The organism is Halomonas sp. YLB-10 (assembly GCF_003856855.1).
GTDB classification, from domain to species: domain Bacteria; phylum Pseudomonadota; class Gammaproteobacteria; order Pseudomonadales; family Halomonadaceae; genus Halomonas; species Halomonas litopenaei.
Genome location: NZ_RRCU01000006.1, coordinates 172,622 through 187,688, shown reverse-complemented (window position 1 = coordinate 187,688; position 15,067 = coordinate 172,622). Strand labels below are relative to the sequence as shown.

General features: G+C 62.1%; 18 protein-coding genes. 1 reads left to right on the top strand and 17 read right to left on the bottom strand.

All coding sequences use genetic code 11. The features are described from left to right. Nucleotides 1–70 precede the first annotated feature (70 nt). The 10 genes from rplT to EBB56_RS14770 form a co-directional block, all read right to left on the bottom strand. Complete coding sequence (rplT, locus tag EBB56_RS14815; RefSeq protein ID WP_045991494.1) at nucleotides 71–424, bottom strand: 50S ribosomal protein L20; 354 nt, start codon at nucleotides 422–424, stop codon at nucleotides 71–73. A gap of 37 nt (nucleotides 425–461) precedes the next feature. After that, a complete protein-coding gene (gene rpmI, locus EBB56_RS14810) occupies nucleotides 462–656 on the bottom strand; it encodes a 50S ribosomal protein L35 (protein WP_045991495.1) in 195 nt (64 codons plus the stop codon). A gap of 88 nt (nucleotides 657–744) precedes the next feature. Further along, a complete protein-coding gene (gene infC / locus EBB56_RS14805; RefSeq protein WP_083970214.1) occupies nucleotides 745–1,284 on the bottom strand; it encodes a translation initiation factor IF-3 in 540 nt (179 codons plus the stop codon). A gap of 94 nt (nucleotides 1,285–1,378) precedes the next feature. Continuing rightward, nucleotides 1,379–3,277: a threonine--tRNA ligase gene (thrS, locus tag EBB56_RS14800; RefSeq protein ID WP_045991497.1), complete on the bottom strand. Its 1,899-nt coding sequence runs from the start codon at nucleotides 3,275–3,277 to the stop codon at nucleotides 1,379–1,381. Between the two features lie 267 nt (nucleotides 3,278–3,544). Continuing rightward, entirely contained in the window at nucleotides 3,545–4,357 is an 813-nt protein-coding gene (locus tag EBB56_RS14795) for an OmpA family protein (RefSeq protein ID WP_124804718.1), read from the bottom strand. Nucleotides 4,358–4,676: 319 nt separating this feature from the next. Beyond that, nucleotides 4,677–5,144, bottom strand: a complete 468-nt coding sequence (locus EBB56_RS14790) for a DUF2489 domain-containing protein (protein WP_045991499.1) — start codon at nucleotides 5,142–5,144, stop codon at nucleotides 4,677–4,679. A gap of 154 nt (nucleotides 5,145–5,298) precedes the next feature. After that, nucleotides 5,299–6,219: a heme o synthase gene (gene cyoE / locus EBB56_RS14785; protein ID WP_124804717.1), complete on the bottom strand. Its 921-nt coding sequence runs from the start codon at nucleotides 6,217–6,219 to the stop codon at nucleotides 5,299–5,301. Further along, the gene (locus tag EBB56_RS14780) at nucleotides 6,212–7,252 is read right to left on the bottom strand and encodes a heme A synthase (protein WP_124804716.1); all 1,041 of its coding nucleotides are present in this window, start codon (nucleotides 7,250–7,252) and stop codon (nucleotides 6,212–6,214) included. The genes cyoE and EBB56_RS14780 overlap by 8 nt, the downstream gene beginning before the upstream one ends. Further along, entirely contained in the window at nucleotides 7,245–7,898 is a 654-nt protein-coding gene (locus EBB56_RS14775) for a hypothetical protein (protein ID WP_185696454.1), read from the bottom strand. The genes EBB56_RS14780 and EBB56_RS14775 overlap by 8 nt, the downstream gene beginning before the upstream one ends. Before the next feature lie 205 nt (nucleotides 7,899–8,103). Further along, nucleotides 8,104–8,859 carry an SURF1 family protein gene (locus EBB56_RS14770; RefSeq protein WP_124804715.1) on the bottom strand — a complete coding sequence of 252 codons (756 nt, stop codon included), beginning with the start codon at nucleotides 8,857–8,859 and terminating at the stop codon, nucleotides 8,104–8,106. Between EBB56_RS14770 and EBB56_RS14765 the strand changes: the two genes are divergently transcribed. Beyond that, nucleotides 8,858–9,049, top strand: coding sequence for a DUF2909 family protein (locus EBB56_RS14765; RefSeq protein WP_045991503.1), 192 nt, complete (start codon nucleotides 8,858–8,860; stop codon nucleotides 9,047–9,049). The genes EBB56_RS14770 and EBB56_RS14765 overlap by 2 nt on opposite strands. Before the next feature lie 21 nt (nucleotides 9,050–9,070). Here the strand turns inward: EBB56_RS14765 and EBB56_RS14760 are convergent, their stop codons facing one another. The 7 genes from EBB56_RS14760 to EBB56_RS14730 form a co-directional block, all read right to left on the bottom strand. Continuing rightward, nucleotides 9,071–9,934 (bottom strand): cytochrome c oxidase subunit 3, encoded by an 864-nt coding sequence (locus EBB56_RS14760; RefSeq protein WP_045991504.1) that lies wholly within the window; start codon nucleotides 9,932–9,934, stop codon nucleotides 9,071–9,073. After that, nucleotides 9,931–10,566: a cytochrome c oxidase assembly protein gene (locus EBB56_RS14755; RefSeq protein WP_124804714.1), complete on the bottom strand. Its 636-nt coding sequence runs from the start codon at nucleotides 10,564–10,566 to the stop codon at nucleotides 9,931–9,933. Before EBB56_RS14755 ends, EBB56_RS14760 begins: the two co-directional genes overlap by 4 nt. A 15-nt stretch (nucleotides 10,567–10,581) precedes the next feature. Then, nucleotides 10,582–12,213 (bottom strand): cytochrome c oxidase subunit I, encoded by a 1,632-nt coding sequence (gene ctaD / locus EBB56_RS14750; RefSeq protein ID WP_221621195.1) that lies wholly within the window; start codon nucleotides 12,211–12,213, stop codon nucleotides 10,582–10,584. A gap of 211 nt (nucleotides 12,214–12,424) precedes the next feature. Beyond that, nucleotides 12,425–13,543, bottom strand: a complete 1,119-nt coding sequence (gene coxB / locus EBB56_RS14745; RefSeq protein WP_124804713.1) for a cytochrome c oxidase subunit II — start codon at nucleotides 13,541–13,543, stop codon at nucleotides 12,425–12,427. Nucleotides 13,544–13,672: 129 nt separating this feature from the next. Further along, complete coding sequence (locus EBB56_RS14740; RefSeq protein ID WP_083970217.1) at nucleotides 13,673–13,846, bottom strand: DUF2970 domain-containing protein; 174 nt, start codon at nucleotides 13,844–13,846, stop codon at nucleotides 13,673–13,675. A 75-nt stretch (nucleotides 13,847–13,921) separates the two neighbouring features. After that, nucleotides 13,922–14,650: an LrgB family protein gene (locus EBB56_RS14735; RefSeq protein ID WP_045991506.1), complete on the bottom strand. Its 729-nt coding sequence runs from the start codon at nucleotides 14,648–14,650 to the stop codon at nucleotides 13,922–13,924. Further along, nucleotides 14,650–15,003, bottom strand: a complete 354-nt coding sequence (locus tag EBB56_RS14730) for a CidA/LrgA family protein (RefSeq protein ID WP_045991507.1) — start codon at nucleotides 15,001–15,003, stop codon at nucleotides 14,650–14,652. The genes EBB56_RS14735 and EBB56_RS14730 overlap by 1 nt, the downstream gene beginning before the upstream one ends. Between the last annotated feature and the right edge of the window lie 64 nt (nucleotides 15,004–15,067).

Here is a 15,067-nt window from a genome sequence, read left to right as displayed (position 1 = left end):
GCTCTTCCCCTGGGGCGATCATGAACGCTCGTCTCCCCATGGGGAGAGCTCGCTCATCATTCGAACGCGCTTACTGGGCAGCCTTGGCCTTCTCGACGATGGCAGCAAAGGCTGCCTTCTCGTGAACGGCCAGGTCAGCCAGGACCTTGCGGTCGATTTCGATACCGGCCTTCTTCAGACCACCGACGAAGCGGCTGTAGGACAGACCGTGCTGACGGGCACCGGCGTTGATACGCTGGATCCACAGGGCACGGAACTGACGCTTGCGCTGGCGACGGTCGCGGTACGCGTACTGGCCGGCCTTGATGACGGCCTGCTTGGCAACGCGAAAGACGCGCGAACGGGCACCGTAGTAGCCCTTGGCCTGCTTCATGATCTTCTTGTGACGACGACGGGCGACGACACCACGCTTGACACGAGTCATAGCACTCTCCTGACGTTAAAGGGGGTTCACCAAGGGTTTATACGTACGGCAGCATGCGACGCACGAGTGCCTTGTCGGCGTCGTGGATCTGCTGCATGCCGCGCAGCTGACGCTTACGCTTGGTGGACTTCTTGGTCAGAATGTGACTACGGAAGGACTGCTTGTGCTTGAAGCCGTTGGCAGTCTTCTTGAAGCGCTTGGCAGCGCCGCTGTTGCTCTTGATCTTCGGCATGAGAATAACTCCGCTCGAGTTTCTTTAGAAAATCCGGGGCCAATGGCCAGCCTTCACAGGCTGACCAATCGTTGAACCGGCCGTCGGATCACTTCTTCTTGGGGGCAATGATCATGATCATCTGGCGCCCTTCCATCTTGGGGAAGGATTCCACGGTCCCGATTTCCTCGAGATCCGCTGCGATCCGTTCCATCAGCTTGCGGCCGATGTCCTGGTGCGCCATTTCACGCCCGCGGAAACGCAGGGTGACCTTGCCCTTGTCGCCACCTTCGAGGAATCGAATCAGGTTCTTCATCTTGACCTGATAGTCACCCTCGTCGGTGCCAGGACGGAATTTGACTTCCTTGACCTGGATTTGCTTCTGCTTCTTCTTCTGAGCAGCTTTCTGCTTCTTCTGCTCGAAGACGAACTTGCCGTAATCCATGATCTTGCAGACGATCGGATCGGCATTGGAAATCTGTACGAGGTCCATCCCTTCCGCTTCGGCACGCTCAAGGGCGTCGCGGGTATCCACGATGCCAAGCTGTTCGCCGTCGCTGGCGATCAGGCGGACCTGATCTTCGGTGATGCGCTCGTTCATTGGCGGACGCTTGTCCTGGGGGCGTCCTCTGGGGTTGCTTCTCTTGATGGTTCCGTCTCCACTGTAGCTTTGGAAGGTGCGAGAGCTGGGAAGGTGCGTGCCTAGAGCCTCACACGAGGGGGCGGCCCATGCCGCCTACCCGTTAGTACCGCTCGGCCTGAACTCGTTCAATAAAGGCGTCCACGGTCATGGTGCCCAGATTTTCGCCGCTGCGCGTACGCACAGCCACCGAGTCGGCCTCTACTTCCTTATCTCCGACCACCAGGAGATAGGGTACCTTCTGCAACGTATGCTCGCGAATTTTAAAGCCGATCTTCTCGTTCCTCAAGTCCGACTTGACGCGAAGACCGATTTTTTGCAGTCGTGAGGTCAAGGCTTCGGCGTATTCCTTCTGGGCATCGGTGATGATCATCACCACCGCCTGCTCCGGCGCGAGCCACAGCGGCATGGCGCCGGCGTAGTGCTCGATCAGGATGCCGATAAAGCGCTCCATGGAACCGACGATGGCACGGTGCAGCATGACCGGCGGCTTGCGCTCGCCCTCTTCGGTCACGTACTGGGCACCCAGCCGCGTGGGCATCATGAAGTCGACCTGCATGGTGCCGACCTGCCACTCGCGGCCCAGGCAGTCCTTCATGTGATACTCGATCTTGGGACCATAGAAGGCGCCCTCGCCCGGCAGCTCCTGCCACTCGACCCCACAGGCCTCCAGCGCGCCACGCAGGGCGTTCTCGGCACGATCCCAGGTGTCGTCGTCGCCGATGCGCTTTTCCGGGCGCAGGGCGATCTTGATCGCGATATCCTCGAAGCCAAAGTCGCTGTAGACCTTGAGTGCCTGGCGATGGAAGCTCGTCACCTCAGGCTGCACCTGTTCTTCGGTACAGAAGATGTGGCCGTCGTCCTGGGTAAAGGCGCGCACTCGCATGATGCCGTGCAGCGCGCCGGACGGCTCATTACGGTGACAGCCGCCGAATTCGCCGAAGCGCACCGGCAGTTCACGGTAGCTGCGCAGGCCGGAGTTAAACACCTGGACGTGGCCCGGGCAGTTCATCGGCTTGAGCGCGTACTCACGCTTCTCGGACTCGGTGAAGAACATGCCGTCGGCGTAGTTATCCCAATGGCCGGACTTCTTCCACAACGACACGTCCATGATCTGGGGACAGCGAATCTCCTGATAGCCGCCCTCCTTGTAGACGCCGCGCATGTACTGCTCGACGCGCTGCCACAGGGTCCAGCCGTTGGGGTGCCAGAACACCATGCCCGGCGCCTCTTCCTGCATGTGGAAGAGGTCGAGACGACGCGCCAGCTTGCGGTGATCGCGCTTCTCGGCCTCCTCGAGGCGGTGCAGGTAGGCCTTGAGCTGCTTCTTGTCGCCCCAGGCGGTGCCGTAGATGCGGGTCAGCATGGCGTTGTCGGCATTGCCGCGCCAGTAGGCACCGGCCAGCTTGGTCAGCTTGAACGCCTTGAGGTGACGCGTGTTGGGCACGTGGGGCCCACGACACATGTCGGTATATTCCTTGTGGCGGTAGAGGCGAATAGTGTCGCCTTCGGGAATCCCGCGCACGATTTCCTGCTTGTAGGGCTCATCGCGATGCAGGAATTCCAGCATCGCGGCATCGCGATCGACGTACTCGCGGACCACGTCGTACTCTTCATCGATCAGCTGCTTCATGCGCTTCTCGATGGTCTCGAGGTCTTCCGGGGTGATCGACTGGCCGAAATCGATGTCGTAATAGAAGCCGTCGGTGATCACCGGGCCGATGGCCATCTTGGCCTCGGGATAGAGCTGCTTGACCGCGTGCCCGATCAGGTGGGCACAGGAATGCCGGATGATCTCCAGGCCTTCCTCGTCACGTGCGGTCAGGATCGCCACCTCGGCGTCCGTCTCGATCAGGTCCGCGGCGTCCACCAATACGCCGTCGATCTTGCCGGCCACGCAGGCCTTGGCAAGTCCCGGGCCGATGCTCTCGGCCAGTTCCATGACGCTAAGGGGGGAATCGAAGGTTCTCTGACTGCCGTCAGGCAGTGTCACGATGGGCATGCAAGCTGTCCTTGTGCGCAGTGGTGATCCATACCAGGGATCACGTGTCGCCAAAATGGATTCGAGGGGTGAAACAGCGACATAGAATATCAGAAATGGCGCCGCCGGCGCCATGCTCTACCCCTGTGGAGGGCGTCGCGACACCTTTAGCGAGCGGAATGGCAAGCCTGGCCACCACCACCCGAAACGCAGCGAGGCGCCCGAAGGCGCCTCGCTGATGTCATCGTGCTCGATCAGGCGATCGAGACGGACTCGGTCAGGGCAGACTTACTGCCACTCACCCAGTTCCACACGACGGTTTTCCGCACGACCTGCATCGGTGTCGTTGGTCGCGATGGGCTGCTCTTCACCGTAACCGATGGCACGCATGCGGTTCGGCTGAACACCCTGGCTCGCCAGGAAGCGAGCAACGGAAGCGGCACGCTCCTGAGACAGCTGCTTGTTGTAGCTGTCGGAACCGACGCTGTCGGTGTGACCTTCGATGCGCACGCCGACGTTCGGGTTGGCGCGCAGACGCTCGGCAACACCAGCCAGAACCTGCTCAGCCTGAGCGGTCAGGAGGGCGGAGTCGAACTCGAAGTTCACGTCACGCAGGACCAGGTCCTTTTCGCAACCGAGGGAGTTGACCTCGACGCCAGCCGGAGTACCCGGGCACTGGTCCTGGAAGTCCGGCACGCCATCGTTGTCGGAATCCAGCGGGCAACCCACTGCGTCCACGGCGACACCGGCCGGAGTACCCGGGCACTGGTCGTTGGCGTCGTAGACGCCGTCACCGTCGGAATCCTTCGGAGCGTTCATCGGCTCCTTGTTCGGCTCGGCACACAGCAGAGCGCCAGCCACGGTGCCGACGGTCGCGCCGACAGCAGCGCCGGTTTCCTCGTCGTCATCGCTGGTGGTGCCGTAGCCGATACCACCGCCGATCAGACCACCAGCGATACCACACACCATCGGGTGCTGGTACCACGGCTTGGCGTCAGATGCGCTCATGCCGGAGGAGGACTGAGAGGCGGAGCTGGCGCAGCCGGAGAGGCCGACAACCAGTGCAGAACCGAGCAGCAAGCCAGTCGTTGATTTTTTCATGTAAGACTCCTTCTTCTATCTGACACTCAATGCTGAATACGGGTAACCCTGTTCTTCAGCGGGTCCAATGTTGTGCCGATCGAGAAACAGGATAGGTACCCTACTTCCTCATAGGCAAGAAAAGCATGAAATACAGCGCCTAGCCAGTCTATTAGTCGCCAATATCTCAACGTCTTCTGCCAACGGCCCATCGTGCAAGACAATTGCTGCACGACCAATCCCTTGCAGGCGATATCATGACGTATCGCTTCTGTACAATCAAACTAGCACAGGCGATACCCGCCCGTCATTCACTTCATCGAACAGTGTTCGAGATCGCTCAATTGAGAGAGTCGGGGTAACGGGCTTGAAAATCCAGCGCAGCCTGTGCCGCAGCCAGCACATCGTCGCGATTCGCTTCTTCCACGGCCAGTCGCTGCTTGTCTTCAGCGAACCGCTCCTTGGGCGTAAGCTCTTGACGCGCCTGATGTGTGTGCAGATGACGGGTCTGTTCGTAGACCTCGGCAAAGACTCTGAACTCGCGCCGCTCAAGCAGTGCCGGATCGATGATCTCGAACAATACTTTCAACCGCCAGCAGCCTTCGGTCACATCGACCTGACGCTGCAATAGCGCCGACGCAACCAGACCGAGGTTTTCCAGGCCATTTTCCCTGGCACGACGTTCCTCGTCCCGAATCACTCCCTCTCGGCGCCGCACCTCATTCTTCAACGACCAGGCGTACCACGCCAACGCGGCAATGATGACAATGCCAAGCCCGAGCAAGGCATAAGCGAGCGTCGTGGACATGCAGCCCCCTGTGCGATGGTCAAAGGGGGCATTCTACACATCTACCAGAGAGGCTGAACCATCCATCGCGAGAAAGACCGGTGACTGCCGTCTGCATTGTTGCCACCTGCCGATGACACTCCCGTGACACCGAACCGTTGAATGACGGCAGGGGCTATGCAGGACTCAAGGCGATACTCAGATAGTGATCCAGCAACAAGGCCAGAAAGACGCCAAGCAGATAGCGAATGGAAAACCAGAAGGCCTGCAAGGGCGCCTGTTCGTCGTGTCCACGCCAGACCCTGAGATTCCACTGCATGAAGCGTAGATTGAGCACACAGACGCTGACCAGATAGAGCCACCCACTCATGCCGATGGTGAACGGCAGCAAGGTGGCCGCCACTGTCAACCAGCCATACAGCCAGACCTGCAGTCTGGCAAAGGCGAGGCCATGGGTCACCGGCAGCATCGGCACCCCTGCCTCGGCGTATTCATCGCGTTTGTAGATCGCCAGCGCCCAGAAGTGCGGCGGCGTCCAGGCAAAGATGATCAACATGAGCAGCAGCGGCTCGGCTCCCACTGTCCCGGTCACGCTGGTCCAGCCCAGCAGTGGCGGCGCGGCACCGGCGACACCACCGATGACGATATTCTGCGGCGTGGCCCGTTTCAAAAACACCGTGTAGATCAACGCATAACCGACCAGCGACAACAGCGTAAGCCAAGCGGTCAACGGATTGACGGTCAGCGCCAGCAGCGCCACCCCCGAGGTGGACAATGACAGCGCCCAGGCCAGCGCCAGTGGCGTCGACAAGCGACCGGACGCCAGCGGGCGCCGCGAGGTGCGATGCATCCGCGCATCCAGCTTGCGATCCACCACGTGGTTGATCGCCGCCGCCCCGGCGGCGGCCAGTGCAATCCCGATAAGCCCGCACACCATGGCGTTAAGCGCAGCTGGCGATATCGCACCGGGAATCGCCAGCAACATCCCCACCAGGGCGCATACCAGCATCACCATGACCACTCGCCATTTGCACAACGTCAGCAAGTCACGCCATAGCGGATGGGTCGCTGCCCCCATGGCCTGTGCTTCACGCATGGAGCCACCCTCCTCTGGTCTGACGTTGACGTCCCTTCACCGCCTGTCTTGAATGGCGCTGCTTCCACGCCACCAGGGTAAAACTGAAGACCAGCAGTACCGCGCCGGCAGTATGCAGAAGCGCCAGGCCCAGCGGCAGCCACAGCAGCACATTGGCGATACCCAGGGCGACCTGCAAAGCCGTCGCCCCGGCCAGCGTCAGCAGCCAGGGCCGCATCTCACGGCGATGCCAGCGACGGATCACCACCAGTGCCAGCGCCAGCGTCAACACCAGCGCTCCCAGCCGATGGGCCAGATGGATCGTCGTGCGTGCTTCGGCGTGCAGGGCCCCGTGCAGATAGTTGGGCCCCACCGTCTGGGTAAGGTGAAAGCCCTCACCCCAGTCGGTGTCGGGCACCCACTGGCTATTGCAGGTGGGAAACCCCTGACAGGCGATGCCCGCGTAGTTGCTGGAGGTCCAGCCTCCCAACGCCAGTTGCAGCACCAGCAGCATGGTGGCCACCCCCATCAGCGCCCCCAGTGGTCGGGCAGCGAGCGCCGCCTCGCCCCTGGCGACACGACGCAGGCGCAGATGCAGCCAGATGAACAGCGTCATCACCGTGAGTCCACCCAGCAGGTGAAGGGTTACCACCTGGGGCCACAGCTTGAGGGTCACGGTGTAGGCACCGAAGGCCCCCTGCACCATCAAGGCGGCGAACAGCATCAGCATCAGACGCCAGGGAAACCCAGGCTTGCGCCGCCTGGGCCAGGCCAGCACCAGCAGGGCCATCACCATGACCCCGAGACATCCGGCCAGGTAGCGATGAATCATTTCCATCCAGGCCTTGGATGCCTCCAGCGGTGCATCCGGACTATGCAGCAGAGCGCTGCTTGCATCGGGCACGACCAGCGCCCCATAGCACCCCGGCCAGTCGGGACAACCCAGCCCCGCATCCAGCAACCGGGTGAAGGCACCGGCCATGATGACCAGAGCGGTGAACAGGGCCCCCACCAGACTCAAGAGCCGCAGCGTCGCCAGGCGTCGATCATTCATGGCGCACCTCCTGGCGGGCGTCTTCGCTGGCACCTTTGCTGTCGTGCAGACTGACCAGTTCGGTGGCACCTTGCGTAGCCTCGGCCTCACCGGGATCTTCGCCCAGGACAGCAAGCGGTGGCTCGGGGTTGCGCTTGAACAGATGCTCGATGTCGTCCATCACCGCCCGGGTCTCCACCCCGGCAGGATAGGCGACCGCCACCCACCCCTGGGGGTCAAGCAGCCACGCCTGCCCCTGACTGGCCCACTCCGGCGACTCGGTCCAGGTCATCAGCGACTCGCCAGGCAAGGCGGCAGCGTCTCCGCCTACGCGCAACCGACTCAGACGATGGGCGTCCTTGCCCAGCGCTCGGTGCAGGCGCCACCAGCGATCCGCGTCTTCGGCGCAGCTATCGCCGCAATCGTAGGCCAGGGTCCAGGCATGCGCCGCGACCTCCCCTCCACGATCGCGACTGGCAATGTCTGTGCGCTCAAGAGCCGGCCACCGGGACAGCGGCGGCACATCGGCATCAAGCGCCCCGTGGGCGGTACGGTTGTCGGGAATGCCGATACGGAACTCGACCATGCCCCAGGCAAGCGCCATGGGCATCACAAAGATCGCGATCAGTGCGACCAGCTTCAGCCGCTGCCACCCCATCGTCGTCATCCTCGCACCTCCACTCCTTGCGTCGACACGTTCGGTCCTGTCGTGTCCGCTGGGCTATCGGGTATCTGTCGTTCTCGCGCTAGTGTCGTGCTCTCGCGCTAGCCTCTTGCCCTCGCCGATGTCGCTTGTCTTTCGACCCTTTCCTGTCTTTCGCGGCGTTGTTGTCTTCCGCGGTTTTCTTTCGCAGTCTCGCCATCTCTCGGCCTTAGCGTTCTTGCCTGGCGGACATATCAACAATTGACCTTTCAGCGCTCGTGACGCCCGCCGCGCAAAGATCGCGATAGAGTCGTCGACCTCCAAACAGCAGCGCCAGCAGCGCCACCAGCGAAAGCCCCCACCACTGCAGTGCATAGGCCAGATGTCGCTCTGGTGGCATGACGTTAGGCGTCCACCAGTCCTCCAGATGCCCGGGACCCTGGCGCTGATGCAGCCAACCGGCAAAGCTGAACTCCTCGTCCCAGGCTCCGAGTTCGATGCGCTGCAGTCGCGTGCCTTCGAGGTTGTCACCGAACCGCGGCGTACGCCGGCCATCCGCCTGCCAGTCACCGCTCAGCGACACCAGCCCCTTCGGCGTCGCTGCGTGGGGCGCCTGGCGCGACACCCCTGTCTCGAGAAAGCCGCGCTCCACCAGCCACCGCTGTCCCTCGACGTCGACAAAGGGCGTGAGCACCGCCACCCCGAGTCGATTGCCGAGCATCCGATTGTCCAGGTAGAGGGTTTCGTCGGCCTGAAAGACGCCTTCGAGCGACAGGCGGCTGCCGTCCGGCGGCAATGTCCCTGGCATGTTCAAGGTCGGTGCCTCGGCAAGGTTTGCAAGATAGTCGCGCTTGCCGGCGGCGCGCTCCCACTGCCATAGTCCAAGGCCGATACCCAGCGCCATCAGCGCTGCACACAGCAGGCACCAGGCCACCAGCCGACCCGGACCACGCCTTTTCCCCTCACTCGAACGGACTCTCACCATGCTGCTCAAGATCCTGATTCTGATCGTGTTCGTGGCCATGCTGGCCAGTCTCGCGGCCGGGGTCGGCTTCCTGCTCAAGGACGACAGCCACTCACGCCGCCTGCTGGTCTCGCTAAAGATCCGGGTAGCCCTGGCCGCCCTGCTGCTGGCGTTGCTGGCCTATGGCTTCGCCACCGGTACGATCGGCTGAGCGGCCCCCACGCCGCCTGCCTCAGAACACGTAGACAAAGATGAACAGCCCCAGCCAGACCACGTCGACAAAGTGCCAGTACCAGGCCGCCGCCTCGAAACCGAAGTGGTTGTCGCCACTGAAATGGCCCTTGCGGATACGCATCAGGATGCTGGCCAGGATGATGGTGCCGATGATGACGTGAAGGCCATGGAAGCCCGTCAGCATGAAGAAGGTCGAGCCGTAGATGCCCGCCTCCAGAGTCAGGCCCAGGTGATGGTAGGCTTCGTAGTACTCGACCCCCTGGATGATGATGAAGAAGGTGCCCAGCAGCACCGTACCGAACAACCAGTTGTGGGTAGCGCGACGCTCCCCCATCTTCAACGCTTCGTGGGCGACCGTCAGGGTAATGCTCGAGGACACCAGCAGCAGGGTGTTGACCAGCGGCAGCTGCCAAGGGCTCAGGGTCTCGGTCGGCCCCGAGATGGCGCTGTCCGGTGGGTTCTCCAGCGGCCAACTGGCGGTGAAGTCGGGCCACAGCAATGCCGACACGCCCTTGGCACCTTCACCATCGAGCCATGGCAGCGCCAAAGTCCGCACATAGAACAGCGCACCGAAGAAGGCGCCGAAGAACATCACTTCCGAGAAGATGAACCAACCCATGCCCCAGCGGAAGGACCGATCCATCTGGGCGTCATAGAGCCCTGACATGGACTCCTTGATGACATCCCTGAACCACAGCACCATCACCGCCAGGATGCCCACCAGCCCCGCCAGCATGATCGGCGACCCCGCCGCCCCGTGCACCAGCCAGGTGCCCCCGCCGACCATCATCACGCCCATGGCCAGGGAACCGAGGATCGGCCACTTGCTGGTCGCGGGTACGTAGTAGCTGCCACCACTCATGCTTCACCTCCTGGATCTTCGCCAGACGCCGGTCGGCGTCCCTTGTCACTGCCCGGTGCGCCGTCGGCCACCGTCGCCACCGCCACGTCCGGTCCCTGGTCCTGCGGGTAGAGCGTGTACACCAGGGTCACGGTCTTGATCTCTTCGGGGAGATCGCGGGTCAGTTGAAACACCAGTGGCGCCTCGAAGCTCTCCCCCGGCGCCAGCCGTTGATTGTCGAAACAGAAACAGGCCAGCTTGCGCAGATGTAACGACGCCGGAGACGGGGTCACGCTGGGCACCGCCCTTGCCACCAGCGCCTGGTCACCCAGATTGCGAAAGGTGAAATACACCTCCGTGCTCTGCCCTGGGTGAACCCGAACCTGGCGACTGTGGGCCTCCAGCTTCCACGGCAATCCCGCACTGCTACGGGTCACGAACTGCATCGTCACCGTGCGTTCGGTATCGACCTCTTCGTGCACCAGCGTCTGTGCGCTGGTCGAGGTCTTGCCGTTGAGTCCCGTCACCTGGCAGAAGACGTCATACAGCGGGACCAGGGCAAACGCGAAGCCAAACATCCCCGCCAGCACCACCAGAGTCTTCACCACGGTTCGTCGAACCTGGGGACTGCGATCCTCGACGACGTCCGTCATGGCGACACTCCCGACTCAGTGCTCCACCGGCCGATACTGAGGCGGGTGCTCGAAGGTATGCAGAGGCGCCGGGCTCGGCACCGTCCATTCAAGATCCTCGGCGCCATCCCAGGCCTTGGCCGGCGCCTTCTTGCCGCCCCGCACGCACATGATCACGATGATCACGAACAACAGTTGCGAGAAGCCGAACATGAAGGCACCGATACTGGAGAGCATGTTGAAGTCGGCAAACTGCAACGAGTAGTCGGGAATTCTTCGCGGCATGCCGGCAAGCCCGGAAAAATGCATCGGGAAGAAGGTCAGATTGACCCCGATCATCGACAGCCAGAAGTGCCACTGGGACAGCCGCAGGTGCGGGTAGTGGCCGGTCCACTTGGGCAGCCAGTAGTAGACCCCCGCCATGATCGAGAACACCGCGCCGGGCACCAGCACGTAGTGGAAGTGCGCCACCACGAAGTAGGTGTCGTGGTACTGGAAGTCCGCCGGCGAGATCGCCAACATCAGCCCCGAGAAGCCACCGATGGTAAACAGCACCACAAAGGCGATGGCGAACAGCATCGCCGGCTCGAAGCTGATCGAACCCCGGAACAGGGTGGTGATCCAGTTGAACACCTTCACCCCGGTCGGCACTGCGATCAGCATGGTGCTGTACATGAAGAACAGCTCCGCCACCAACGGTAACCCCACCACGAACATGTGGTGTGCCCACACCAAAAACGACAGGATGGCGATGGAAGCGGTGGCGTAAACCATGGAGGCATAGCCGAACAGCCGCTTGCGGGCGAACGTCGGAATGATCACCGAAACGATGCCGAAGGCCGGCAGGATCATGATGTAGACCTCGGGATGCCCGAAGAACCAGAACAGATGCTGGAACAGCACCGGATCACCACCGCCGCCGGCATTGAAGAAGCTGGTGCCGAAGTTGATGTCCATCAGCATCATGGTGACCACCCCGGCCAGCACCGGCATTACCGCGATCAGCAGGAAGGCGGTGATCAACCAGGTCCAGACGAACAGGGTCATGTCCATCAGGCGCATGCCCGGTGCGCGCAGGTTCAGGATGGTGGCGATGATATTGATCGCCCCCAGGATCGAGCTGATACCGGCGATGTGCAGCGATAATATAAAGAAGGTGGTGGACGGCGGCGCGTAGGTGGTGGACAGCGGCGCATAGAAGGTCCAGCCGAAATTCGGTGCCCCGCCCGGCATGAACAGCGTACTTAACATCAGGGTAAAGGCGATCGGCAGCAGCCAGAAGCTGAAGTTGTTGAGCCTCGGCAGCGCCATGTCCGGCGCCCCGATCTGCAGCGGTACCATCCAGTTGGCCAGCCCGACAAAAGCCGGCATCACCGCGCCGAACACCATGATCAGGCCATGCATGGTGGTCATCTGGTTGAAGAACTCGGGCTGCACCAGCTGAAGACCGGGCTGGAACAATTCGGCCCGCACCACCAGCGCGAAGACCCCACCGATCAGAAACATGGTCAAGGAGAAGATCAGATAAAGGGTACCGATCTCCTTGTGATTGGTGGTCAGTACCCAGCGCATCAGACCGCCTGGGCGATAGTGATGCTCGTCGTGTCCCGCCGAGCTGGCCTCGGAGGCCGACGACTCGAGTCGATGCTTGGGAGGCAGTGACGCCATGGCGAAGATCTCCCCTGTTGGCCGCCTGCCTGACTCTTGGCGGGCGTCGATGGTGCGTTCAACGTGACTCCTGAGAGCCCCCGGTTGCTCGGACTGGTCGTTCGTCGACCATCCCTTGTTCGCTATTCCCTTGCTCGTTCATCTCTTGTGCTTGCATTTCCCGGCACCTGAACGGCTGCTCCAATCGCGATCCCGACAGCCGTTCGTCCGGCTACTCGGACAGCATGTCGGCGATATCGGCCGGCTGGGTCACCTCGCCTGTCTCATTACCCCAGGCGTTGCGTTCGTAGGTGATGACGGCGGCGATCTCCACCGGATTCAGGGTGGTGCGGAAGGCCGGCATGGCGGTACCCGAGACACCATTGACGACGGTATCCAGATGGCGCTCCGGCTCGTCCAGCAATGCCTGGTTGCCCGCCAGCGCCGGGAAGGCAGGCGGCAGGCCACTACCATCGGCCTGGTGACAGGAGGCGCAGATGGAGCCGTAGACCTGCTCGCCACGCTCCATCAGTTCGTCCATGGACCACTCGCGATCCACCCCCTGGGCCTCCTGGGCAGCAGCGGCCTTGCGCTCGGCCAACCAGGTATCGAACTGCTCCTGCTCGACCGCCTCGACCACCACTGGCATGAAACCGTGATCCTTGCCGCAGAGTTCCGCGCACTGGCCGCGATAGATGCCGGGCTCGTTGATGCGCACCCAGTTTTCGTTGACGAAGCCTGGCACCGCGTCCTGCTTGACCGCCAGTTCGGGCACCCACCATGAGTGGATGACGTCGTCGGCGGTCAGCAGCAGGCGTACCTTCTTGCCCACCGGCAGCACCAGTGGTTCATCGACTTCGAGTAGATAGTTTTCCCCCTTCTCGCTCTCGCCGGAGATCTGCTCGCGGGGGGTCGCAAGGTTGGAGGTAAAGTCGACATCTTCACCCAGGTAGCTGTAGTGCCAGCGCCATTGCTGGCCGGTCACCATCACATCCAGGTCGGCGTCGGAGGCGTCGTACATCTTCTTGAGCGTGGCGGTAGCCGGCACTGCCATGCCGACCAGAATGAGCAACGGCAGGGCCGTCCAGATCACCTCGACGGTGGTGTGCTCATGGAACTTGGCGGCCTTTGCGCCCTGGGAGTGACGATAGCGGAACAGCGAGTAGAACATGGCGCCGAAGACTACCACGCCAATGATCACGCAGATCCAGAAGATCGTCATGTGCAGCGAATACACCTCACGACTGACGTCCGTCACCCCGACCGGCATGTTCCAGTCGGACGCCTGGAGGTGCCCTCCGAGTCCTGCGAACAGCGTTCCCGCAGTCATCCACACATGCCGCATGCGCATCGATGCCTCCTGGAGCTCGTTGTTATCTTGTTCGCTCGCCAATGGCTCGAGTATAGAAGAGCCTGGTCACTGCCCCGCGTGTAGCGGGCCGAGCCGTCAACGCAAGACGCCACCCTGCCAACGGGTCACTCAACCCGCCGCCAGGGTGGCGATCACGATCAGAATCACGACAAACAGCACCCCCATGAGGATGCCTACGACGATAAAGCTGGACGCCTTGCCGGTGGTGAAGTCTTCCTGACGCCGGGACTCGCGTTGCACGCCGAAAAACGCGGCGAGTACCGACTTGATGGTCTTCCACATCTTGACCTCCGGCCCAATCCCTTCGCTTGACCATAGTTCAGCCGGAGACAATTTGCGTTGCGCATTAGACGAAGGTCAGAGTCCGAATATCGCCACAATCAGCGGCAGCAAAAAGGCGGTGATCAAGCCCGTCAGACCCATGGCAAGACCAGAGAAGGCGCCGGCCATGGCCCCCAGCTTGGCGAACGCCTGGGCCGTACCAAAGCCGTGGGCGGAGAGTCCCATGGTAAAGCCCTGGATCACCGGGTCCTTGATGCCGAGTAGACGAAAGATGAACGGCCCCAGCGCACAGCCGATGGAGCCGGTAATCAACACAAGCCCCGCCGCCAGCGACGGAATACCGCCTATCTTCTCCGCCACCCCCATGGCGATGGGCGACGTTACCGAGCGCGGCGCCAACGACAGCACGGTTTCTGGCGCCGCCCCGAACAACAGGGCAATACCAAGGGTCGAGGCCACCGCGGTCACGATACCCGCGCCACAAGCTACCAACAGCGGCAGCAGTAGCTGACGCACCCGCTCGCGATGGTCATACAGCGGGATGGCCAGCGCCACCGTGGCTGGCCCCAGCAAAAAGTGGATGAACTGGGCGCCCTCGAAGTAGGTGGCGTAGTCGATCCCGGTGACCAGCAGGAAGGAGATGATCAGGGCAATACTCAGGGTCACCGCGTGAAGCAGCGGCGTGCCGCCCAGCCACTTGTTGATGCGCACCGCCAGGGCGAACGCCAACAGCGTGACCAGCAGCGACAACAGCGGATTGCCGGACAGATAGACCCACAGCTCATCGAGTTCGGCCACATCCATTACTGACCTCCCCGGCGAGCAGCCAGCCTTGCCATGACCCAGGCGGTGACCGCCAGGGTCAAGGCCGTGGACAGCACCAGCGTCGCCGCAATGGCGAGCCAGTCATCGGCGATCAGGCGGCCATGCACCATCAACCCGACACCCGCAGGCACAAACAGAAGCGTCAGGTAACGCAGCAGACCTTCCCCTGTCGTACGCAGGCTCTTCGGCACCTTGCCGCGAATCGACAGCCCGATCAGCAGGATCACCATTCCGATCACCGGCCCGGGTATCGGTAACGTCAGCCCCCGCGCGATCAACTCACCAGCGAACTGACACGCCAGCAGTAGACTCATTCCCAGAATCAGCGGCATTCCCTGGTCCTCCTCGTGTCCCATTGCCTACCAATAGTGTGTCAGAGCACGGACAAAGTGGGCA